Genomic DNA, 22,163 nt, shown 5'->3' on the forward strand with positions numbered 1-22,163 from the left:
TGTCAGCACGCCGCCGCGCGAGCTTCATCCGCGTGCGGGAAGTCGTGGTGCGACGAAGCGGTCATGACTCTGGCGCACAGTCCCCGACAATCAAGCAACGAGCGAGCCAGACCTTTGATGACTCACGCTACTCTTCTGAGTTCCGACTATTCGCACTATGCGGCGCGCGCCGCCGCGGCGCATCCCAAACTCGCCGTGCAGGTGGCGGAGCTTGCGTCCGCGCCGCTGACCCGCGAGCGCATCGACGCCCGCTTTGACATGCTTTGCGCGGAGGCCGCCGGCGGCGCTTCCGTTCCCTTGACCGAAGAGGCACTGAAACGGGCGCTGCGCCGGTTGCGCACCGAGGTGTTTTGCGCCGTGATGGAGCGCGACCTGGCTGGCGAGGCGGACGTCGCCGAAGTCACCGGAGCGATGACCGATCTGGCCGAGACGACAATCCAGCGCGCGCTTGCCGTGCTTTCCGCCGAACTCGAGGCCCTCTTTGGCGAGCCGCGCGGCCCGCAGGGCGAGCGGCTCACGCTGGGTGTGGTCGGCATGGGCAAGCTCGGCGGTCGGGAACTGAACGTGTCGTCGGACATCGACCTGATCTTCATATATGAAGAGGACGGCGAGACCGGCGGCGGGCAGCGCGCGGCGATTGCCACGCAGGACTTTTTCACACGGCTCGGCAAGCGGCTGATCGGCGCTCTCGCTGAAGTCACCGCCGATGGCTATGTGTTTCGCGTCGACATGCGTTTGCGCCCGAACGGCGATTCGGGGCCGCTCGTCTGCAGCCTCGGCATGCTCGAAGAGTATTTCTACGTGCAGGGCCGCGAGTGGGAACGCTATGCGTGGATCAAGGGCCGGCTCGTTTCCGAAGCCACGAGCGAGGCGGCGCGGCGTCTCTCGAAACAGCTCGATGCGATCGTCACGCCGTTCGTCTATCGCCGCTATCTCGACTTTGGCGTGATCAGCGCGATTCGCGCGTTGCATCTGCAGATTCGCCAGGAGGCGCAGCGCCGCGCGTCGATGCGCCCTGACAAGGCCGACGACATCAAGCTAGGGCGCGGTGGCATCCGCGAAATCGAATTTAGCGCGCAGGTGTTCCAGTTGATCCGCGGCGGCCAGGACGCCGGTTTTCGTGTGCGTCCGACGCTCGCCGTGTTGCGGCACGCCGCGACGCATGGGTTGATCGACACGTCGGTCTGCGTGAAGCTTTCGCAGGCGTATCGGTTCCTGCGCGAACTGGAACACCGGCTGCAATATCGCAACGACGCGCAAACTCACGCGATGCCCGTCGATCCCGAGGACCGTGCGGCGCTCGCCCGTGCCATGGGCTGCGACGACTATTCGACGTTGATGGCTCGGCTCGACGCGCATCGCGAGTTTGTCGAACAGCAGTTCGATCAGATATTTGCCGACAAGGTAAGCGGCCGCGATGGCTGCGGCGCCCCCGAAGACGGCGCGGCGGCCTGGGTCTGGAGCAGCGCACTCTCGGACGACAGCGCCGAAGATGCGTTGCGCGCGCGTATCGTCGAACTGGGTGTGGCGGAGCCGGGCGATCTGCTCGCGCGGCTGCGCGGCGTGTGGCAATCGTCGCGTTATGCGGGGCTCGCGGAGCGCAGCCGGCAGCGTTTCGACATCGTCGCGCAGCGCGCACTCGAAGCCGCACGCACGCTGGAGCCGCCCGAGCGGCGCGGCGATACGCTCGCACGTCTTTTCGATCTGCTCGAAGCCGTGAGCCGGCGCGGTGCGTATCTGGCGCTGCTGACCGAATATCCGCAAGCGCTGCATCGGGTGTTGTCGGTGCTGGGCGCCTCGCGCTGGGCGGCCGGCTATCTGATCCGCCATCCGCAATTGCTCGACGAGCTGCTCGACGACGAAGCGATCAATAGTCCATTCGACTGGTCGGAGTTCAAGCGCACGTTGCGCTTGCGGCTTGCCGCCGCGGACGGCGTCGAGCAGCAAATGGACTTGCTGCGCCATGCGCACCAGGCCGAAGTGTTCCGGATTCTGCTGATCGACCTTGCCGGCAAGCTGAGCGTCGAACATGTGAGCGACCGCCTGTCCGAACTCGCCGATGCTGTGCTCGATGTAACGCTCGAAGCCGTGTGGAACCAGTTGCCGAAGCGCCACCGCGAGGTGCCGCGTTTCGCGGTGATCGCATACGGCAAGCTGGGTGGCAAAGAGTTGGGCTATGCGTCCGACCTCGACGTCATTTTCCTCTACGACGATCCCGACGACGCCGCAGCCGATATCTATTCCACGTACACCCGCCGGCTCATTACCTGGCTGACCACGGCGACCGGCGCAGGCACATTGTTCGATATCGACCTGCGCCTGCGGCCGAACGGCGAGTCGGGTTTGCTCGTCACCGATCTGGACGCGTTCCGCCGCTATCAGTTGCGCGAGGGCGACGCAGCCAACACCGCGTGGGTCTGGGAGCACCAGGCACTGACCCGCGCGCGTTACTGTGCGGGCGACGCGCAGATCGGCGCGCAGTTCGAGGCGATCCGTGAACAGGTATTGACCACGCCGCGCGACGCCGCGCAGCTTGCCGCCGAGATTGTCGAGATGCGCGAGCGGGTGATAGCCGGGCACCCTAACCATACGACGCTGTTCGACCTCAAGCATGATCGCGGCGGCATGGTGGATATCGAATTCACTGTGCAGTACTGGGTCTTGCTGCACGCGGCGCGCGATCCCGAGTTGATCCGCAATACCGGGAACATTGCTTTGCTGCGCGAAGTGTCGCGCCTCGGGCTGATGAGCGAGGCCGAAGCCGAGACGGTCGGCGCGGCTTACCGCACGTACCGGAAGCTGCAGCACAAGCTGCGGCTGGATGGGATGGAGAAGGCGCGCGTGGAGCCGGCTCTCGTCGCGACGGAACGCGATGCCGTGCTCGGACTTTGGGAGCGGGTGTTTGGCGAGCGTTGAAGGAGACGTGCGTTATGGCGGGCCGCGGCACAAGCGCGTGTTGCCGGCGCTTGCCCCTTGCCGCTGCGGCGGTAAAGACCTGTGCCCGCGCTGAAGGCCGGCCTTCGCCGCAGCCTCGGGGCGACTAAGCCGCCAGCATTTCCTTCGCGTGCTTGCGAGTGGTCGGCGTGATTTCGAGCCCGCCGAGCATTCGCGCGACTTCTTCCACGCGGCTCGCCTTGTCGAGGGAAACGACGCTGCTGACCGTACCGCCCTTGCCATTGCCGGTCTTCGCGACCTGGAAATGATGATCGCCCCGTGCGGCGACCTGCGGCAAATGCGTCACGCAAAGCACCTGGCGCGCTTCTCCGAGTTGATGCAGTAGCCGTCCGACCACTTCGGCGACGCCGCCGCCAATGCCCGTATCCACTTCGTCGAAGATCAGCGTGGGCGTCGGGCTTGCGGCGCTGGCAATCACGGCCAGCGCAAGGCTGATCCGCGCGAGTTCGCCGCCCGATGCGACTTTAGCAAGCGGCCGCAGCGGCACACCTGCATGCCCGGCAACGCGGAATTCGACCTGCTCCAGCCCATGCGCGCCGCCTTCCGGCAGCGGCACGAGCGCTACTTCGAAGCTGCCGCCTTTCATCGACAGTTCCTGCATGCCCGTGGTGACCGCCGCGCCGAGGGCCTTGCCGGCCTTTGCGCGTGCCTTGGACAGCTTTTTAGCTTCCGCGACGAATACCTCACGCGCCTTCGCTTCTGCTGCATGCAGGCTATCGAGGTCGGCGGCAGCGTCAAGCGCGGCAAGCTGCGCACGGCGTGTTTCGTGTTCGTCGGGCAGCGTTTCGGGCTGCAAGCGGAACTTGCGCGCCGCCGAATGCAATGCGTCGAGGCGCTTTTCGACCTGGGCAAGCCGGTCGGGATCGAGTTCGAGCTTTTGTGCGTAGTGGCTCAGCGAGTACGCAGCTTCCTGAAGTTGAATCTCGGCGGGTTCGAGCGCGGCCAGCACGTCGTTCAAGGCCGGATCGATTTCCGCGAGGTCGCGCACCTTCGACACGATCGACGCAAGATGCGTGATCATGGCTTCGTCCGATTCGGATAACGCAGTCAGCGCGCCTTGCACGCCGTCGATCAAATTCGCCGAATGCGACAGCCGCCGATGCTCCGTGTTAACTTCTTCCCATTCGCCCGGCTGGGGCGACAGCTTGTCCAGCTCCGCAAGCTGCCAGGCAAGCCGCTCGCGTTCCAGTTGCAACTCGCGGTCGCGCGTATGCGCATGCTCGACCGCCTGAACCTTCTCGCGCCATGTGCGCCACGCGCGCGTGACGCCCGCGGAAAGTTCGCTCAGGCCCGCGTGGGTATCGAACAGTTCGCGCTGGGCGTCGGGACGCATCAGCAACTGGTGCGCGTGCTGGCCATGAATATCCACCAGCATTTCGCCGACCTTGCGCAGTTGCGCCAGTGTCGCGGCCGTGCCGTTGATGAAAGCGCGCGAGCGCCCATTTGCATCCACTACGCGGCGCAGCATCACCGTGCCGCCGTTCTGGCCGTCGGCTGCCGACGCGCTGAACGCCTGCTCGTCGAGCCACTGATCCACCTGCGCGTGCGTGTCGAATTCCGCGGTGATGTCGGCGCGGCTCTCGCCGGTGCGAACGACGCTCGCGTCGGCGCGCGCGCCGAGCGCGAGTGCCAGCGCGTCGATGAGGATCGACTTGCCGGCGCCGGTCTCGCCGGAAAAAACGGTAAAGCCGCTGTCGAATTCAAGATCGAGCGCGGCGACGATGACGAAGTCGCGTATCGAGAGGTGGCGAAGCATGAAGGTGGTCTGTGAGCCTGATATTCGGGTTTCTCTGGCGGCGCTTGTATCCGGGCATTCCGCCGGTCAGAGCTTGCCGTCTTCTTCGTGCGACGGGTATTCGTTCCAGTGCAGCTTCTTGCGCAGCGTCGCGAAATAGCTGTAGCCGACCGGATGCAGCATGGGCACCGTATGACGCGAGCGGCGCACTTCGATCGCGTCGCCCAGTTCGAGCGATGTGAACGACTGCATGTCGAAATTGACGTTGACCTCGCGCCCCGAAACGATCTGGATACTGACCTTCGAATCGTCCGGCAACACGATGGGCCGGTTTGACAGCGCGTGCGGCGCGATCGGCACGAGTACGATGCCCTGCAGCTGCGGATGAAGAATCGGCCCTTGCGACGACAGCGCATAAGCCGTCGAGCCGGTGGGCGTTGCTACGATCAGGCCGTCCGAGCGCTGGTTGTACATGAAGCGCCCGTCCACCGAAACGTGCAGTTCCGCCATGCCGGAGAAGCCGCTGCGATTGACCACCACGTCGTTGAAGGCAAGCGCGTGATAGATCGGATTGCCCTGGCGCATGATGCGCGCCTCAAGCAGCACGCGCTCCTCGCGTTCGAAGTTGCCCGCCAGCATTTGCGGCACGATCTCGCTCATGTCCGAGATCGGGATGTCGGTAATGAAACCCAGCCGTCCGTGGTTGATGCCGATGAGCGGAGTGCGGTAAGGCGCCAGCTGCCGCCCGATGCCCAGCATCGTGCCGTCGCCGCCCAACACGATCGCCACATCTGCACGCGCGCCGATCTCGGCCGGACGCAGCGCCGGATACTCGGTGACGCCGATTTCCGCGGCGGTGTCGGCTTCGAAAAAGACTTCGAAGCCGCGCTTCGCGATGCAGGAGGCGAGCGCCGTCAGGGGCTCGCGAATGCCCGGGGTGTTGTTGCGCCCGACGAGCGCCACGGTCTTGAACTGGCTGGTTACTTGCATGCCGGCATTACACCATAGGTAAGGCCCGAAAAGAACCGCGCGCGGACCCGGTGGCCCGCCGGCACGGGCAGGCCGCCAGCGCAGTTAGGGATTATCGTTAGAATGGTGAAGCCTTGATGACATGCGCGCCCTGCAAACTGCAACGGCGCGCTGCGGGCGGGGCCGTCGGCAACAGGGCTGGCGGCGCACCGGACCGAACGCGGCACCGGGCGTTGAGACCGGCGCTGAAACCAGCGCAAGACGCAGTCCTGGCGAGCGGCGGTTGATCCGCCGGTGTTGGGCGCCGTTAGCGCTCGCGGTAGTCGCACCATTGAGCTAAAATTTTCCGTCATGCTAGATCCTCGCGCACAAACCCTCCTAAAAACTCTGATCGAGCGCTACATTGCCGAAGGTCAGCCGGTCGGCTCGCGCACGTTGTCGCGCTATTCCGGCCTGGAGCTGAGTCCGGCGACCATCCGCAACGTCATGTCGGATCTCGAGGATCTGGGCCTTGTGATCAGCCCGCATACTTCGGCTGGACGCATTCCCACGCCGCGCGGCTACCGGCTTTTTGTCGACACAATGTTGACTGTCGAGTCGGCCGCAGACGAAGAAGCAGTCACGCGTACCGTCAAGACTACGCTGCAGGCCGGTGAGCCGCAGAAAATCGTCGCTGCGGCGGCGAGCGTGCTCTCGAATCTGTCGCAGTTTGCCGGGGTCGTGCTCACGCCGCGACGCAGCCACGTGTTCAAGCAGATCGAATTCATGCGCCTGTCGGACAAGCGCATTCTGCTGATCATCGTTACGCCCGAAGGCGACGTGCAGAACCGCATGATGGCGACCCAACGCGACTTCACGCCGTCCGAACTGGTCGAAGCGTCCAACTACATCAACGCCCACTTCGCCGGTCTTTCGTTCGACGAAGTGCGCCGCCGCCTGCGCGAAGAGATCGACCAGTTGCGCGGCGACATGACCACGCTCATGCACGCGGCCGTCACCGCGAGCACCGACGAATCGGACACCGGCGAGACCGTGCTCATTTCGGGCGAGCGCAATCTGCTCGAGGTCGCGGATCTTTCCTCGGACATGGCGCGCTTGCGCAAGCTCTTCGATGTGTTCGATCAAAAGACCAGTCTCCTTCAGTTGCTGGATGTGTCGAGTCATGCGGCTGGCGTGCAGATCTTCATAGGCGGCGAGTCGAACCTCGTGCCTATCGAGGAAATGAGCGTCGTTACCGCGCCGTACGAGGTGAATGGCAAGATCGTCGGCACACTTGGCGTGATCGGACCCACGCGAATGGCCTACAACCGCGTGATCCCGATCGTGGACATCACCGCGAGACTGCTCTCGCTGACGCTCAGTCAGCAGTAGCGCGTCGGCGCTGCGGCGTTTCATCCAGTACATGATGCGCGAGCCGGCGCCGCCTGCCAATTGGCCGAACGGCCAGGGGTCTCCAGGGCGCGCGGCCACGAGGCGCGCCGCTATAATGAATCTCACCTGATTCCACTTCCCGCCTTGAGCGGTTGTCCCTGCTGCCTATGCGCTTCGACCTCGAGCGGCCCTCGCAGAACGCCACGTCGCACCGCGTTGCCGTGCTGCTGATCAATCTCGGCACGCCCGACGCGCCAACGCCTCGAGCGGTTCGCCGCTATCTCGCGCAGTTCCTCTCCGATCCTCGCGTGGTGGAAATTCCGGCGCTGCTATGGCAAATCATTTTGCGGCTTCTGATCCTGCCGTTCCGGGGTCGCGCATCCGCGAAGAAATATGCGGCCGTGTGGATGCCCGAAGGCTCGCCGCTGCGCGTCTACACGGAAAAGCAGGTGGAAGGTTTGCGCCACCTGCTGCAATTGAATGACTACACGGTGCTCGTCGAGTACGCCATGCGCTACGGCACGCCCGGCATTCCCGCCATGCTCAATCAGCTGAAGCTCGCCGGTGCCGAACGGGTGCTGCTGGTGCCGATGTATCCGCAATACTCGTCGTCGACCACGGCAACCGCATTCGACGACGCGTTCTCCGCCCTGAAGCGCATGCGTAACCAGCCCGAGATCCGCACGGTGCGCCAGTACGCCGATCATCCCGCGTACGTTTCAGCGCTCGCTGCGCAGGTGCACCACTACTGGCATCTCCATGGCCGTCCGGATTTCGCTGCCGGCGACAAGCTCGTTCTCAGTTTTCATGGCGTGCCCAAGCGAACGCTCGATCTTGGCGATCCGTACCACGAGCAGTGCCAGACGACAGGCGCGCTGCTGATGCAGGCGCTCGGCCTCACGCCGGTGGAATGCCGGATCACGTTCCAGTCGCGTTTCGGCAAGGCGGAGTGGTTGCAGCCGTATACGGCACCCACGCTGAAGGAGCTCGGGGCAGCAGGCGTGCGGCGTGCTGACGTATTTTGTCCCGGCTTCACCGCTGATTGCCTCGAGACGATCGAAGAGATCGGCATGGAAGTGCGTGACGAGTTCCTGCATGCCGGCGGCAAGGAGTTCCATCGCATTCCTTGCGTGAACGCGTCGCAGGCGTGGATTGCCGCGCTTGGCGAAATCGTCGCGCAGAATCTGCAAGGCTGGCCGGTGCAGGCGGTCCCCGTACCGCATCACACTCCGGCTTGAGCACGCTTATGAACTACCGAATTTCGACGGAACCGGGCGCGAAGCTGCGCATCGACAAGTGGCTTTGGGCGGCACGCTTCTTCAAGACGCGATCGCTTGCCGCGGACGCGGTCGAGAAGGGGCGCGTCCGCATAGGCGGAGCCAACGTGAAGCCGGCCAAGGACGTGCGGGTCGGCGATCTCGTCGAGATCGAAATCGAGCGATTCGTATGGCAAGTGCAGGTGCTGGGCGTATGCGACGTGCGCGGCCCAGCAAGCGTCGCGCAGACGCTTTACGCCGAGACGGACGAGAGCCGGCAAAAGCGGCAGGCCGAGCACGAACGCCGCAAGACCTATCGAGAGCCGGCCGAGGCACTACACGGCCGCCCGACCAAGCGCGACCGCCGGACTATCGACAGATTTTCAGGTGGGGATTGAACAGTTGTTCCATGGTCGCGTTCACGCCGCCGTATTCGGTTGTGTGATCGTTGACCGCCCCAGACATACAGATGGTCGTGGTGCCCGCAACGAGTACCAGTGCGACCACCGAGATTGCAAAGGTCAGTTTCACGGTACCCCCTTTTGGGATGGTGCGGAAAAGAAACGAGCTAGCCAGGTGGAAATTGCAAAAAGGCGGAAAGGTTTATGTCAGATTAGGGTTAACGCTGTTTTTCCGCCGCGTAACTGGAGCATAGGTCACTTGCACGCCGCGCTCAATCTGAATCTGATCGCCGCGCACTCATGGTTGTAACCGCGCGTTTCGGCCGGCTGCTGCCGGTTTGAAAATTTCGGCGAAGGCGCTTGAAATGGCGCATTTGCGGCCCCAACTGCCGTTTCGATACGTGGTAGCGCGCCTGGATAACTGTCGCGATTTTGCAACGCACAAATCGCGTTGGTGTCATGCGCCGTTGCTGCCGTTGGCTTTTAATTTTTTAACGACTTTCAGCGACATGGAAAACACGCAAGAGAACCCGACGAGCCAGAATCCCACGCCCGCGGACGAAACCGCGCGCCAGGCCGCCGAGGCGGTCACTCCGGAGCAGGAAGCCGCTGCGAGCGTCGCCACGGACACGCCGGCGACGGGTGCGGAAGCTGCATTGGCCGAAGCGCAGGCGAAGATCGCCGAATTGCAGGAAAGCTTCCTGCGCGCGAAAGCCGAGACGGAGAACGTGCGCCGCCGCGCGCAAGAAGACGTTGCGAAGGCACATAAGTTTGCAATCGAGAGCTTCGCGGAGCATCTGCTGCCGGTGATCGACAGTCTGGAAGCAGCCGTCGCTCACTCGACCGACGACCTTCAGAAAGTGCGCGAAGGTGTCGAACTCACGCTGCGTCAGCTCACAGGCGCGCTGGAGAAGGGCCGCGTCGTCGCGCTGAATCCGGTGGGCGAGAAGTTCGACCCGCACCGCCATCAGGCTATCTCCATGGTGCCGGCAGACCAGGAGCCGAACACGGTTGTTGCCGTGCTGCAAAAGGGCTTCGTGATTGCCGATCGCGTGCTGCGCCCGGCGCTCGTCACTGTCGCCGCGCCGAAGTAAGGCCGGTTTGCTCCGTATTCCGTTCGGGTTTCGCCGGCGTTCGCTAGACACAGCCGTAGACAACGAGTAGGCATCAAGTAGGCATCGTCATGGCCAAAATTCCCGTCGACGCAACCGCGTTTTCGGCGTTTGACATGCAGGAGCTAAGCGCCGAGTCATTCGACGCCAGTCTCGCCGAAGCGGGTGACCAACTCGCGGTGGTGTTCTTCTGGGGACTCGACTGCTTCAACTGCGAGATCGCCAAGAAGGCCATGCTTGCGCAACCGGACGCGATCCGTGCGCTCGGCTTGCGGTGGTTTCACAGCAATGTCTACGAGCACCGCGAGCTTGGCCGGCGTTTCATGCTTCATGGTGTGCCGACGTGGTTCTTCTTTCACCGCGGCAAACGGCTGGGTAGGGCGACAGGCTGGCACGGCCTCGCGCAGTTCGAGGCGGCGGTCGCCGCGGCGCGCGAGAAGATCCGCCCGGCCAATGCCGCAGGCGGTTCGCAAACCGACGGAGCGGATTCGGGCAAAAGTTCGGTCGATTGAAAAAAATTAAAGACCGCATCGCAAAAGAGGTCTTGAAAACGATGCGGACGCACTTATGTTGAGTGCAGGTATGAATTTAGGGCGGATTGCCTTGCCGCCGGACGGCAAACAGGGCGATTCCCGCAGCGATCAAAGTCAGGAGATTAGTAAAAATGGGCAAAATCATCGGTATCGACCTCGGCACGACCAACTCGTGCGTGGCGATCATGGAAGGCAATTCGGTCAAGGTGATCGAGAACTCGGAAGGTGCACGCACCACGCCGTCGATCATCGCCTACATGGAAGACGGCGAGATTCTCGTCGGCGCGCCTGCCAAGCGTCAGTCGGTCACGAATCCGAAGAACACGCTGTACGCGGTTAAGCGCCTGATCGGCCGCCGCTTCGAAGAGAAGGAAGTTCAGAAAGATATCGGCCTGATGCCGTACAAGATCATGAAGGCCGACAACGGCGACGCATGGGTCGAAGTACGCGATCAGAAGCTCGCTCCGCCGCAAATCTCCGCGGAAGTGCTGCGCAAGATGAAGAAGACCGCTGAAGACTACCTCGGCGAGCCGGTCACCGAAGCTGTGATCACGGTTCCCGCGTACTTCAACGACAGCCAGCGTCAGGCAACCAAAGATGCAGGCCGCATCGCCGGTCTGGAAGTCAAGCGCATCATCAACGAACCGACCGCAGCCGCGCTCGCGTTCGGTCTCGACAAGAACGAGAAGGGTGACCGCAAGATCGCCGTGTATGACCTGGGCGGCGGTACGTTCGACGTGTCGATCATCGAAATCGCCGATGTCGACGGTGAAAAGCAGTTCGAAGTGCTGTCCACGAACGGCGATACGTTCCTCGGCGGTGAAGACTTCGACCAGCGCATCATCGACTACATCATCGGCGAGTTCAAGAAAGAGCAGGGCGTCGATCTCTCGAAAGACGTGCTCGCGTTGCAGCGCCTGAAGGAATCGGCTGAAAAGGCAAAGATCGAACTGTCGTCGAGCCAGCAAACCGAAATCAACCTGCCGTACATCACGGCCGACGCGTCGGGTCCGAAGCACTTGAACCTGAAGATCACGCGCGCCAAGCTCGAAGCGCTGGTTGAAGAACTGATCGAGCGCACGATCGAACCGTGCCGCGTCGCTATCAAGGACGCAGGCGTGAAGGTCGGCGAAATCGACGACGTGATTCTGGTCGGCGGTATGACCCGCATGCCGAAGGTGCAGGAAAAGGTTAAGGAATTCTTCGGCAAAGATCCGCGCCGCGACGTGAACCCGGACGAAGCCGTGGCCGTTGGCGCCGCGATCCAGGGTCAGGTGTTGTCCGGCGACCGCAAGGACGTTCTGCTGCTCGACGTGACCCCGTTGTCGCTCGGCATTGAAACGCTCGGCGGCGTGATGACGAAGATGATCAACAAGAACACCACGATCCCGACCAAGCATTCGCAGGTGTACTCGACGGCTGACGACAATCAGAGCGCCGTGACGATCAAGGTGTATCAGGGCGAGCGCGAAATGGCGGCGGGCAACAAGCTGCTGGGCGAGTTCAACCTTGAAGGCATTCCGCCGGCACCGCGCGGCACGCCGCAGATCGAAGTGAGCTTCGACATCGACGCGAACGGCATTCTGCACGTCGGCGCGAAAGACAAGGCGACCGGCAAGGAAAACCGCATCACGATCAAGGCGAACTCGGGTCTGTCCGAAGCCGAAATCGAGAAGATGGTGAAGGACGCCGAAGCGAACGCGGAAGAAGATCACAAGCTGCGTGAGCTGGCCGACGCCCGCAACCAGGGCGACGCGCTCGTCCACAGCACGAAGAAGGCGCTCACCGAGTACGGCGACAAGCTGGAAGCCGGCGAGAAGGAAAAGATCGAAACCGCGCTGAAGGACCTGGAAGACGCACTGAAGAGCGGTTCGACCGACAAGGCTGCACTCGAAGCCAAGATCGAAGCGGTGGCGACTGCCTCGCAGAAGATGGGCGAAAAGATGTACGCCGACATGCAGGCTGCGCAAGGTGCCGAAGCTGCGGCAGCAGGCGCGGCGGGCGCGAGCGCAGGCCCGTCGGCTGGTGGCGCGAGCCAGCAGCAGGACGACGTGGTCGACGCCGACTTCAAGGAAGTCAAGAAAGACTAAAGCCAGGTCGCATTCCGACCGTAAAGCCGCACACGGGTCATGTGTGCGGCCCGGCTGCACGAAGGACCGCGGGCATCTGAACGCGGGAACGTGCAAGAGCGGTTATCACGCCTGGCGAGCCTTTTAGGCTCTCCGGGCACATTTGTTTTATGGAGGCCGTTGTTTTGAACCGCGTTCAGGCGGCACGAAACACGACCGGACGAGTCGTGAGACTCCAGCATTCAAGAGGAGCCACCGCGCGGCACTCTCGCGAGGGGCGTTGAACCGATATGGCGAAACGGGATTACTACGAGGTTCTGGGCGTCGCAAAGAACGCGAGCGACGACGAAATCAAGAAGGCTTATCGCAAGCTGGCGATGAAGCACCACCCCGACCGCAATCCGGGCAACAAGGATGCGGAAGAGCATTTCAAGGAGGTGAAGGAAGCCTATGAAATGCTCTCGGACTCGCAAAAGCGTGCGGCATATGACCAGTATGGTCACGCGGGCGTCGATCCGAACATGGGCGGCGCCGGTGCGCAAGGCTTCGGCGGCTTTGCCGATGCGTTCGGCGATATTTTCGGCGACATCTTCGGCCAGGCGGCCGGCGGCGCGGCGCGAGGCGGCGGCGGACGTGCGGGCCCGCAGGTGTATCGCGGCGCCGATCTGCGCTACAGCATGGAAATCACGCTGGAACAGGCGGCGCACGGTTACGACACGCAGATTCGCGTGCCGAGCTGGGTCTCGTGCGAAGTCTGTCACGGTTCGGGCGCGAAGCCCGGCACCAAGCCGGAAACCTGCCCGACCTGTAGCGGTTCGGGCGCGGTGCGGATGTCGCAAGGCTTTTTCAGCATCCAGCAAACCTGTCCGAAGTGTCACGGCACCGGCACCTATATTCCTGAGCCGTGCGCGCACTGCCACGGCGCGGGCAAGGTAAAGGAAACCAAGACGCTCGAAGTAAAGATTCCGGCAGGTATCGACGACGGCATGCGCATCCGTTCGGCCGGCAACGGCGAACCGGGCATCAACGGCGGGCCGTCAGGCGATCTGTACGTCGAGATTCATATCAAGCAGCATTCGGTATTCGAGCGCGACGGCGACGATTTGCATTGCCAGATGCCGATTCCGTTTACCACGGCGGCGTTGGGCGGCGAAATCGAGGTGCCCACGCTCGCGGGCCGCGCGAGCTTCACGGTGCCCGAAGGCACGCAGTCGGGCAAGACGTTCCGGTTGCGCGGCAAGGGTATCAAGGGCTTGCGTTCGAGCATTGCCGGCGATCTGTACGTGCATGTGCAGGTCGAAACGCCGGTCAAGCTCACGGAACCGCAGCGCGATCTGCTCAAGCAGTTCGAAAAAGCTTTGGTGGAAGGCGGCGCGCGGCACAGCCCGCAAAGCAAGAGCTGGTTCGATCGGGTGAAGAGCTTCTTCGATTAACGGCAGTTAGAAGTTGGCGGTACGCATGACGGCAGATGAGCGCGGCGCTGTATTTGCATTGCTCGATGATTGCGACGCGTCGGCGGCGCGCCGCTCGAGCAGGCTGTACACCGGTTTCGCGCATGAACGGGTATGCGCCGACCCCGCGCAGATGGAAGCCGTTTGCGAGGCCGCCGAATCGGATGCACGCCACGGCCTGCACGCTATCGTGCTCGCCGACTACGAGTTCGGCCGGCATCTTCTCGGCGGGGCATCAGATCCGTCGTTCAAAACGCAGCATGGCGACGCCACGCTGCGTTTTTTATTGTTCGAGCGTTGCGAGAAACTCTCACGCGACGAAGTGGACGCGTGGCTCGTAAAACAAGACGGCGACCTCGCAGAGCCGTCTGTGGCGGGCACAGCCAATGTGCGCGAGAGTGTCGAACCCGCGGAGTTCAATGCGGCCATCGGCGCAATTCATGCCGCCCTGCGCGACGGCGAGTCCTATCAGGTCAACTACACATACCGGCTCGGCTTCGACGTATTCGGCTCGCCTATCGCGCTTTATCGGCGGTTGCGGGCGCGTCAACCCGTTCGGTACGGCGCATTGATCGCGATGCCTGGTAACGGCTGGGTGCTGTCGTGTTCCCCGGAGCTTTTCGTCGAAAAGCAGAATGCAACGTTGCGCGCGCGCCCGATGAAAGGCACCGCGCCACGTTCAGCCGATCCGTCAGCGGATCGCGGCGCCGCTGAATTCCTCGGCAACGACCCCAAGAACCGCGCCGAAAACGTGATGATCGTCGATCTGCTGAGGAACGATCTGTCGCGCGTCGCTCAGACGGGCTCCGTCAAAGTGCCCGCGCTCTTTTCCGTCGAGCCGTATGCGTCGGTTTGGCAGATGACGTCGACGGTTGAAGCCGCTTTGCGGCCCGGCACGTCGTTCGCCGCGATAGTGCGCGCGCTCTTTCCTTGCGGCTCGATCACCGGTGCGCCGAAGCATCGCACGATGCAGTTGATCGACGAACTGGAGAGCACGCCGCGCGGCCTTTACACCGGCGCGATCGGCTGGCTGGACGCACCCGTGCTCGAGCCGGCGGCGAATGAAAATAGCGGCGGCGACTTCTGCATGTCCGTCGCGATTCGCACGCTGACCTTGAAGCCGTTAGCGCCCACGGGAGAATTGCGCGGCACGATGGGCATAGGCGCGGGCATCGTGCTCGACAGCGTCGCCGAAGACGAATATGCGGAGTGTCGATTGAAAGCGCGTTTCCTGACCGGTGCGGAACCCGGCTTCGAGCTGTTCGAAACCATGTACGCGACGCGGGAAGAGGGCGTGCGCCATGTGTCGCGCCATCTCGCGAGGCTGTCGGCGAGTGCAGCGACGCTAGGCTTTCAATTCGATGCGGCAAGCATTCGCGCGCAGATCGCGGAGCGATGCTCATCGTTGCCCGCAGCCACACCGCACCGCATGCGCGTCGCGCTAGGCAAGAGCGGTGTGACCCAAATTACGGCCGCGGTGTTGGTGCCGTTGGCCGATTCGACGGTCAACGTTCTGCTCGCAACGGATCACGATTTTGCATCGACCCAATCCGGCGATCTACTGCTGCGTCATAAGACCACGCACCGAGCACAGTACGATCGCGGCTGGCGCGAAGCCGAGGCAAAAGGCGCCTTCGATACGTTGTTCTTCAACGAACGAGGCGAGTTGACGGAAGGCGGGCGCTCGAACGTATTCGTGAAGCTGGCGGGGCGGTGGTGGACGCCGCCGCTCGCGTCGGGCGTGCTGCCCGGTGTGATGCGAAGCATCCTGCTTGAAGACGACGCTAATCTGCAGGCGGCTGAAAAGGTGCTGACAGAGGCTGACGTATTCAACGCCGAAGCACTGCTGATCTGCAATGCATTGCGCGGCGCGCTGCCGGCCCGGATTGTCCGCTAGAAACACCGAAGCGCGGCCACGCTAATATCGCCCCCGCGAAAGCACTCTCAGAACGAGTGCTCAGGCCCAGGAAAAGTCCCGTCCTTCACGGCCTGCACATACGCTTCCACCGCAGCAAGAATGCTCGGCTGCCCGACCATGAAATCCTTCACGAAACGCGGCCGTTTGCCGGGAAAGATGCCCAGCATGTCGTGCAATACCAGCACCTGACCTGAGCAGTCGAGGCCCGCGCCGATGCCGATGGTTGGAATCCGCAACTGCTTCGTGACTTCGCTCGCGAGCAGCGTCGGAATCGCTTCCATCACGATGAGCTGGGCGCCGGCCGTTTGCATGGCAAGCGAGTCGCGCAGCAACTGGTTCGCGCCTTCCTCGGTCTTGCCCTGCACCTTGAAGCCGCCAAAAGCATGCACCGACTGCGGCGTCAGCCCGACATGCGCACACACCGGAATTGAGCGTTCCACGAGGAAACGGACAGTATCCGTGAGCCATTCACCGCCTTCGAGCTTCACCATCTGCGCGCCCGCGCGCATTAATTCGACGGAGCTTCTATACGCTTCTTCCGGCGTGCCATACGTGCCGAACGGCAAGTCCGCGACGATCAACGCAGACGGCCGCGCGCGCGCCACGCTCGCCGTGTGATAGGCGATGTCGGCGAGCGAAACCGGCAGTGTGGTCGTCTGTCCTTGCAGGACGTTGCCGAGCGAGTCGCCGATCAGCATGACGTCGACACCCGCGCGATCCAGCAGTGCGGCGAAGCTTGCGTCGTAACAGGTGAGCATGGCGATTTTCTCGCCAGCATCGCGCATTGCCTGCAGTTTCGGCACGGTGACGGCGCTGCGGCTCGTCTCCTGCAAATAGGTCATGGTCGATCCGTTGAAGAGAGAGGCGCCGCTCAGAGCGACGTGCCCTTGACAAAGAATTCCTTGCGTCCGCGCATGGTTTCGATGCGCTCGGCGAGCAGCGCAAGGTCCGCGTCGGAGTCGAGCGGATTCAGATGTTCGGCGTTAACCGTCAGCACCGGCGTGCGGTCGTAGTGATAGAAGAATTCGTTGTAGGCGTCGCAAAGGGCATGCAGATACGCATCGGAAATCTGCAACTCCATCGGCACTGCGCGCTTTTGAATGCGCGAGAAGAGCACTTCGGGACTCGCTTGCAGATACACGACGAAGTCCGGTGCCGGCGCGCTCACTTCCAGCCGCGCGGCGAGCGCGCGATACAGATGCCACTCGTCTTCCTGCAGCGTGAGGCGCGCGAAGATGTCGTTCTTTTGCGTCATGAAATCGGCGACGAGCGGCGTGCCCGCCACTTGCGCCGCGTTCACTTCCTGGGCCTGCTGCGCGCGTTGCAACGCGAAATGCAATTGCGCGGGCAACGCATAACGCGCGGTGTCGCGATAAAAGCGCTCGAGGAAAGGATTGTCCTGCGGCCTCTCGAACAGTTCCTGCATCGACCAGCGTTGCGCAAGACGCCGCGCGAGCGAAGTCTTGCCGACGCCAATAGGCCCTTCGATCGCCAGATAGCCGAATGGAGGCCGCAATTGCGGCGCGGTGACGGTAAGCGGTGTGGAATTCATTCGCAGCGGCCCTTGCCCGCGGCGAGTGCGTTCAGCATCGGGCACTGGCAGGGTCCTTTGACTTTCTCGATGCGCTGATCGCGCACGGCGTCGAGCAGCGCGTCGGCGCGCCCATGTCGCGGAATGATCAGCGCAGCGTCGATTTCGACAAGCGGCACCAGCGCGAAAGCACGCTCGACGAGGCGAGGATGCGGAACGATCAGATCGGCTTCGTCGATCGATTGATCGCCGAAAAGCAGGATGTCGAGATCGAGCGTTCGCGGTGCATTGCGAAAGGGCCGCTCCCGGCCGAACTGATGCTCGATCTTGTGGCACAGCGCGAGCAGATGCCGCACGGGGAGCGTTGTGTCGATCTTGACGACGCAGTTGAAATAGTCGTCACCGCCCGCGTCGATCGGGGCCGTGCGATACAGGCTCGACTTGGCGAGCACGGTGATGGTGTGCTGTTGTGCGAGGCACACCACTGCGTCTTTCAGGGTCTGGCGCGCGTCCCCGAGATTCGCGCCGAGGCCGAGATAAGCAACCGTCATGGCATAACTTCCTGCAACTATCGTTCGACGGCTTCAGCGAACGCTGCGTCAGTCTTCGTGCGGGCCTTCATGGCCCGCTTCGGCGTCTGTGCGTTCGGCTGGCGTGCCGCCCTCCATTCCGTCGCCCGATTTGCGGTTTCTCGCGCCACTGCTGCGTCTCCGTCGTTTTCTGGGGCTTCGGTCCTTCCCGCCTTGCGTAAGCAATGTTTCACGCGCCGCGATGTCTCCTTCAATGAACTCCGTCCACCACGCTCCGACCGACTCGTCGAGTTCGCCCGATTCGCAGCGCAACAGGAGGAAATCATACCCCGCTCTAAATCTTTGGTGTTCCAGCAGCTTCAGCGCGCTTCTTCCCGAGCGTTTTTCGAGGCGCAGCTGCAAGCCCCAGATCTCGCGCATGTCGGACGAGAAGCGCTTGTGGATAGCGAGTTTTTCCGTCTGCATGTCGAGGACTTCGTCCATCGCGCGATGCAGCGCCGGCACCGGATACTCACCGTTCGCTTCAAACTTCTGCCAGCGCTGCTGCACGTCGTGCCAGAGCAGCGTGGCGAACAGGAAGCCTGGCGACACCGGTTTGCCGGCGCGCACGCGTGCGTCCGTGTTGGTGAGCGCGAGCGTGATGAATTTTTCGCCGGTGGGCTGCTCGAGCACGACGTCGAGCAGGGGCAGCAAACCATGATGCAGGCCTTCCTGACGCAGGCGCTTCAGGCAGGCGAGCGCGTGGCCGGACAGCATGAGCTTCAGCATCTCGTCGAACAGACGCGCGGCCGGCACGTTGTTGATCAGATCGGCCATTTCGGCGATCGGCGCGCGGGTCGCGTCTTCGATCTCGAAGTCGAGCTTTGCCGCAAAACGCACCACGCGCAGCATGCGCACAGGATCTTCGCGATATCGCGTGGCCGGGTCGCCGATCATGCGCAGCAGGCGCGCGCGTACGTCCGCCATGCCGTTGTGATAGTCCAGCACCGTTTCGGTGGCGGGATCGTAGTACATCGCGTTGATCGTGAAGTCGCGGCGCGTGGCGTCTTCGTGCTGCTCGCCCCACACGTTGTCGCGCAATACGCGCCCGCTTGCGTCGACCGCGTGCGTGCGCCGGTCGAGCTCGTCGCGTTTCAGGCGCCGCGGCGGCGCGGCGTCAGCGGCGGGCGGATCGACCAGCGCGCGGAACGTGGAAGTTTCGATGATTTCCTGGCCGAACTGCACATGCACGATCTGAAACCTGCGGCCGATGATGCGCGCGCGGCGGAACAGCTTCTGCACCTGTTCGGGCGTGGCGTCGGTCGCTACGTCAAAGTCTTTCGGCTTGATGCCGAGCAACAGGTCGCGCACCGCACCGCCGACGATAAACGCCCGGTGCCCCGCCTGTTGCAGGCCTTCGGTCACGCGAATCGCGTTGCGCGAGATCAGCGTGGGGTCGATGCCGTGTACGTCGTGCGGAATGATGACCGGCACGTCCGGGTCGCGCACTGTCTTTGCGGGCGCGCCATTTCGGACGGGCTTCCGGCGCGCGCGGCCGGTTCCCGCGGCGCCTGCTGCATTGCGTGCCGGTGCGCTGCCGGGTTCGTCTGAGTCGGCTTCAGCCGGCACGGTGTCGTCGGCGGACGCTGTGTCCTGGCCGAATAGCTTACGGATGAGTTTTTTGATCACGTGGGTTGAAAGAGTTCGAGGATGCGCCAGCCTTTGGCCTGCGCATGGGCGCGCAATGTGTCGTCGGGATTCGTTGCGATCGGATCGGTGACTTTTTCGAGCAGCGGAATGTCGTTGTGCGAATCGCTGTAGAAGTAGCTGCGCTCGAAGTCGCTCCAGCTTTTGCCGAGCGACGCAAGCCATGCCTCGGTGCGCACGATCTTGCCTTCCTTGTAGCTCGGCGTGCCGGTGGGGCGGCCGGTGTAGGCCGAATGCGGCTGGCCGTCGACGGTTTCCGCTTCGCAGGCAATCAGCGTGTCGACGCCGAACGCGCTCGCGATGGGACGGGTGATGAATTCGTTTGTCGCCGTGACCACGCAGCACAGGTCGCCGGCTTCGCGGTGCCGCTTGACCAGTTCGACGGCCGCCGGGAGGATGGCCGGCGTGATCACTTCGTGCATGTACTGCGCGTGAAAGTCCGCGAGTTGCGCGCGCGTGTATTTCGCGAGCGGCGTGAGCATGGCGATCAGATAGGCGTGAATGTCCAGCTTGCCGGCTTTGTAGTCGGCATAGAAGCGGTCGTTTTCACGAGCGAAATTTTCGCCGTCGACCATACCGTGTTTCACCATGAAGCGGCCCCATTCGTGGTCGCTGTCGGTGGGAATGAGCGTGTGATCGAGGTCGAAGAGTGCGAGATTAGCCATGGGGATCTATTTTACTTGAAGCGGCGGACGACGCGGCGGGCCCGTCCGCGCCCGGCGAAGCCAGCATCGTGCGCAAAAGCGGCAACGTAACCGCCCGCTTCTGTTCGAGCGAAAAACGGTCGAGCGCGTCGAGAAGCGCCATCAGGCTTGGCATGTCGCGACGAAAATGCGTGAGCAGATAGGCCGGCACGTCGTCGGCCAGCATGATGCCCCGCTCGCGAGCCGCGTGCTTGAGCACCGCTGCCTTGCCTTCGTCGGGCAGCGGGGCAAGGTGGAAAACGAGTCCCCAGCCGAGCCGCGTGCGCAGGTCCTCGCGCACCGTCATGCCGATCGGCGCCGCGTTGCCGGTGGCGACGAGCGCGCTCGTCGGATGCGCGCGCACTTCGTTGAAGAGATTGAACACGGCGATCTGCTGCGCGGCCGACAGACCGTCGCAATCGTCGATCGCATAGAGCGCCACGCGCGGATCGAAACTGAACGCGGCAAGGCTGCTTTGCGGACCCGCGAAGCGCGCGTGGCCCGGCGGCGCTTCGTGCACGAGCGCTTGCAACAGGTGAGTGCGGCCGCTGCCCGCTTCGCCCCAGATATAGAAGGTGCGATCGGCGACAGGCCCGGCCGCGAGCGCGCCGTCGAGTTCACGCAGGCGCGTCACCAGCTCGGCGTTTGCGCCAGCGAAAAAATTATCGAATGTCGATGGCGGCGGAGTGCCGAGATCGAGCGTCAGTTGACGAAGCACAGTAGGTTGATGCCGAAAGTAGGGCTGAGGCTGCCGATGGTCCTGGCGAGCCGGGTCACTGGAGCAGAAGGTCAATTGTTGTACAGGGTGCTTTCCAGATAGCTTTGCCGCAATTCGCGCACCGCCACGGACAAAATCGCACTCACGGGCAACGCAAGGAGCACGCCGAAAAAGCCGAACAGTTGCCCGAACGCGAGCAACGCGAAAATGACCGCGAGCGGGTGCAGCCCGATCCGCTCGCCGACGAGGCGCGGCGTCAGGAAGAAGCTCTCCACGATTTGACCGACGCCGTAGATCACAGCCACCGCACCGAAGCCGTACCAGTTGCCGAACTGCAGCAATGCCGCGAGAAGCGCCAGCGCGAGGCCGGTCGCGAAGCCAATGTACGGGATGAACACTGCTAGCCCGGTGAAGATGCCCACCGGCAGCGCGATCTCGAAGCGGGCGATGCTGAGCGCCACCGCATAGAACGCCGCGAGCACGCCCATCACGAGTAACTGGCCGCGCAGGTATTGCGACAGCATCTGATCCATGTCGCGCGCGAGTTGCAGCGTCTTGTCGAGCCAGCGGCGCGGCACCACGCCTTGTACGCGAAGCAGCATGCGGTTCCAGTCGTACAGCAGATAGAACAGTACGAGCGGCACCAGCACGAGATTGCCGATCACGGTCATCATGACGTTGCCGCTCGTCACGATCGAAGTCCATGCATAACGCGCGACGGTCTGCGCGCTGCCTTCCAACTGGCCCATCACGAGATCGCGTACGCTTGCGAAATCCAGCGAATCGGCGAGCCCCAGCATGGCGAGCTTGGGCTGCAGCCACGCATTCACATGGGCGAACAGTTGCGGCACCTGCTGCCGCAGCTGCGGGCCTTCCTTCTGGATGACGGCGAAAACCAGCAGCGCGAGCATTGTCACCAGCAACGTGAAAAGCAGCATCATCAGCAAGGCAGCGATCGCGCGCGGCACACGCCGGCGCACCATCCACGCGACGCCCGGCTGCAGAATGTACGCGAGAATCGCGCCGAGCAGAAACGGCGTGAGGACGGGGCTCAAGAGCCACAGCAGAATGCCGACGCCAAGCGCGATGGCTAGCCAGATGAAAGCGCGGCGCTGGACCGGAGTCAGTATCGAGGAGTTCTGTTGCAAAGTTGTTTCCCTGGTGTCGCCGGAACGGATGATTCAAAATCCAGCCGGCCGGCAACTCTGTATGGGACCGGAGTAAGCGCTGAAGCGCCTACTCTGG

At 63.1% G+C, this 22,163-nt stretch carries 19 protein-coding genes; 9 read left to right on the top strand and 10 right to left on the bottom strand.

Annotated features, from left to right (window positions below; genetic code table 11):
* Positions 1 to 63 precede the first annotated feature (63 nt).
* A complete protein-coding gene (glnE, locus tag H281_RS0124120; RefSeq protein WP_277394741.1) occupies positions 64 to 2,916 on the top strand; it encodes a bifunctional [glutamate--ammonia ligase]-adenylyl-L-tyrosine phosphorylase/[glutamate--ammonia-ligase] adenylyltransferase in 2,853 nt (950 codons plus the stop codon).
* A gap of 124 nt (positions 2,917 to 3,040) precedes the next feature.
* Here the strand turns inward: glnE and recN are convergent, their stop codons facing one another.
* Positions 3,041 to 4,711: a DNA repair protein RecN gene (gene recN / locus H281_RS0124125; protein ID WP_020069703.1), complete on the bottom strand. Its 1,671-nt coding sequence runs from the start codon at positions 4,709 to 4,711 to the stop codon at positions 3,041 to 3,043.
* Positions 4,712 to 4,777: 66 nt separating this feature from the next.
* Complete coding sequence (locus H281_RS0124130) at positions 4,778 to 5,680, bottom strand: NAD kinase (RefSeq protein ID WP_027804895.1); 903 nt, start codon at positions 5,678 to 5,680, stop codon at positions 4,778 to 4,780.
* Between the two features lie 330 nt (positions 5,681 to 6,010).
* Here H281_RS0124130 and hrcA point away from each other — a divergent pair, with 330 nt between their 5' ends.
* The 3 genes from hrcA (at position 6,011) to H281_RS0124145 (ending at position 8,684) form a co-directional block, all read left to right on the top strand.
* The gene (gene hrcA, locus H281_RS0124135; protein ID WP_020069705.1) at positions 6,011 to 7,030 is read left to right on the top strand and encodes a heat-inducible transcriptional repressor HrcA; all 1,020 of its coding nucleotides are present in this window, start codon (positions 6,011 to 6,013) and stop codon (positions 7,028 to 7,030) included.
* A gap of 167 nt (positions 7,031 to 7,197) precedes the next feature.
* On the top strand, positions 7,198 to 8,268 hold the full coding sequence (gene hemH / locus H281_RS0124140; protein WP_020069706.1) for a ferrochelatase: 1,071 nt from the start codon (positions 7,198 to 7,200) through the stop codon (positions 8,266 to 8,268).
* A gap of 8 nt (positions 8,269 to 8,276) precedes the next feature.
* The gene (locus H281_RS0124145) at positions 8,277 to 8,684 is read left to right on the top strand and encodes an RNA-binding S4 domain-containing protein (protein ID WP_020069707.1); all 408 of its coding nucleotides are present in this window, start codon (positions 8,277 to 8,279) and stop codon (positions 8,682 to 8,684) included.
* On the opposite strand, the gene H281_RS36970 is transcribed toward H281_RS0124145, so the two are convergent.
* Positions 8,656 to 8,817, bottom strand: a complete 162-nt coding sequence (locus tag H281_RS36970) for a hypothetical protein (protein ID WP_006047884.1) — start codon at positions 8,815 to 8,817, stop codon at positions 8,656 to 8,658. The genes H281_RS0124145 and H281_RS36970 overlap by 29 nt on opposite strands.
* 379 nt (positions 8,818 to 9,196) lie before the next feature.
* Here H281_RS36970 and grpE point away from each other — a divergent pair, with 379 nt between their 5' ends.
* The 5 genes from grpE (at position 9,197) to pabB (ending at position 15,749) form a co-directional block, all read left to right on the top strand.
* Positions 9,197 to 9,781 carry a nucleotide exchange factor GrpE gene (grpE, locus tag H281_RS0124150; RefSeq protein ID WP_027804896.1) on the top strand — a complete coding sequence of 195 codons (585 nt, stop codon included), beginning with the start codon at positions 9,197 to 9,199 and terminating at the stop codon, positions 9,779 to 9,781.
* An 89-nt stretch (positions 9,782 to 9,870) separates the two neighbouring features.
* Positions 9,871 to 10,311, top strand: coding sequence for a thioredoxin family protein (locus tag H281_RS34820; protein ID WP_020069709.1), 441 nt, complete (start codon positions 9,871 to 9,873; stop codon positions 10,309 to 10,311).
* Positions 10,312 to 10,463: 152 nt separating this feature from the next.
* Complete coding sequence (gene dnaK / locus H281_RS0124160; protein ID WP_020069710.1) at positions 10,464 to 12,422, top strand: molecular chaperone DnaK; 1,959 nt, start codon at positions 10,464 to 10,466, stop codon at positions 12,420 to 12,422.
* Positions 12,423 to 12,691: 269 nt separating this feature from the next.
* Positions 12,692 to 13,834, top strand: a complete 1,143-nt coding sequence (gene dnaJ, locus H281_RS0124165; RefSeq protein ID WP_020069711.1) for a molecular chaperone DnaJ — start codon at positions 12,692 to 12,694, stop codon at positions 13,832 to 13,834.
* A gap of 25 nt (positions 13,835 to 13,859) precedes the next feature.
* Complete coding sequence (gene pabB / locus H281_RS0124170) at positions 13,860 to 15,749, top strand: aminodeoxychorismate synthase component I (protein ID WP_020069712.1); 1,890 nt, start codon at positions 13,860 to 13,862, stop codon at positions 15,747 to 15,749.
* Positions 15,750 to 15,796: 47 nt separating this feature from the next.
* Here the strand turns inward: pabB and panB are convergent, their stop codons facing one another.
* The 7 genes from panB to H281_RS0124205 all read right to left on the bottom strand — a co-directional run bounded on the left by panB (position 15,797) and on the right by H281_RS0124205 (position 22,066).
* Entirely contained in the window at positions 15,797 to 16,612 is an 816-nt protein-coding gene (panB, locus tag H281_RS0124175) for a 3-methyl-2-oxobutanoate hydroxymethyltransferase (RefSeq protein ID WP_020069713.1), read from the bottom strand.
* A gap of 29 nt (positions 16,613 to 16,641) precedes the next feature.
* Positions 16,642 to 17,322, bottom strand: coding sequence for a deoxynucleoside kinase (locus H281_RS0124180; protein ID WP_020069714.1), 681 nt, complete (start codon positions 17,320 to 17,322; stop codon positions 16,642 to 16,644).
* On the bottom strand, positions 17,319 to 17,852 hold the full coding sequence (gene folK / locus H281_RS0124185) for a 2-amino-4-hydroxy-6-hydroxymethyldihydropteridine diphosphokinase (RefSeq protein ID WP_020069715.1): 534 nt from the start codon (positions 17,850 to 17,852) through the stop codon (positions 17,319 to 17,321). Before folK ends, H281_RS0124180 begins: the two co-directional genes overlap by 4 nt.
* A gap of 48 nt (positions 17,853 to 17,900) precedes the next feature.
* Positions 17,901 to 19,499 (bottom strand): polynucleotide adenylyltransferase PcnB, encoded by a 1,599-nt coding sequence (pcnB, locus tag H281_RS0124190; RefSeq protein WP_020069716.1) that lies wholly within the window; start codon positions 19,497 to 19,499, stop codon positions 17,901 to 17,903.
* On the bottom strand, positions 19,496 to 20,182 hold the full coding sequence (locus H281_RS0124195; RefSeq protein ID WP_020069717.1) for a histidinol-phosphatase: 687 nt from the start codon (positions 20,180 to 20,182) through the stop codon (positions 19,496 to 19,498). The genes pcnB and H281_RS0124195 overlap by 4 nt, the downstream gene beginning before the upstream one ends.
* The gene (gene hda / locus H281_RS0124200) at positions 20,175 to 20,918 is read right to left on the bottom strand and encodes a DnaA regulatory inactivator Hda (RefSeq protein WP_020069718.1); all 744 of its coding nucleotides are present in this window, start codon (positions 20,916 to 20,918) and stop codon (positions 20,175 to 20,177) included. Before hda ends, H281_RS0124195 begins: the two co-directional genes overlap by 8 nt.
* A 71-nt stretch (positions 20,919 to 20,989) precedes the next feature.
* Entirely contained in the window at positions 20,990 to 22,066 is a 1,077-nt protein-coding gene (locus H281_RS0124205; protein ID WP_020069719.1) for an AI-2E family transporter, read from the bottom strand.
* Positions 22,067 to 22,163: the final 97 nt, after the last annotated feature.

It is taken from the genome of Paraburkholderia caledonica (assembly GCF_000383275.1).
GTDB classification, from domain to species: Bacteria; Pseudomonadota; Gammaproteobacteria; order Burkholderiales; family Burkholderiaceae; genus Paraburkholderia; species Paraburkholderia caledonica.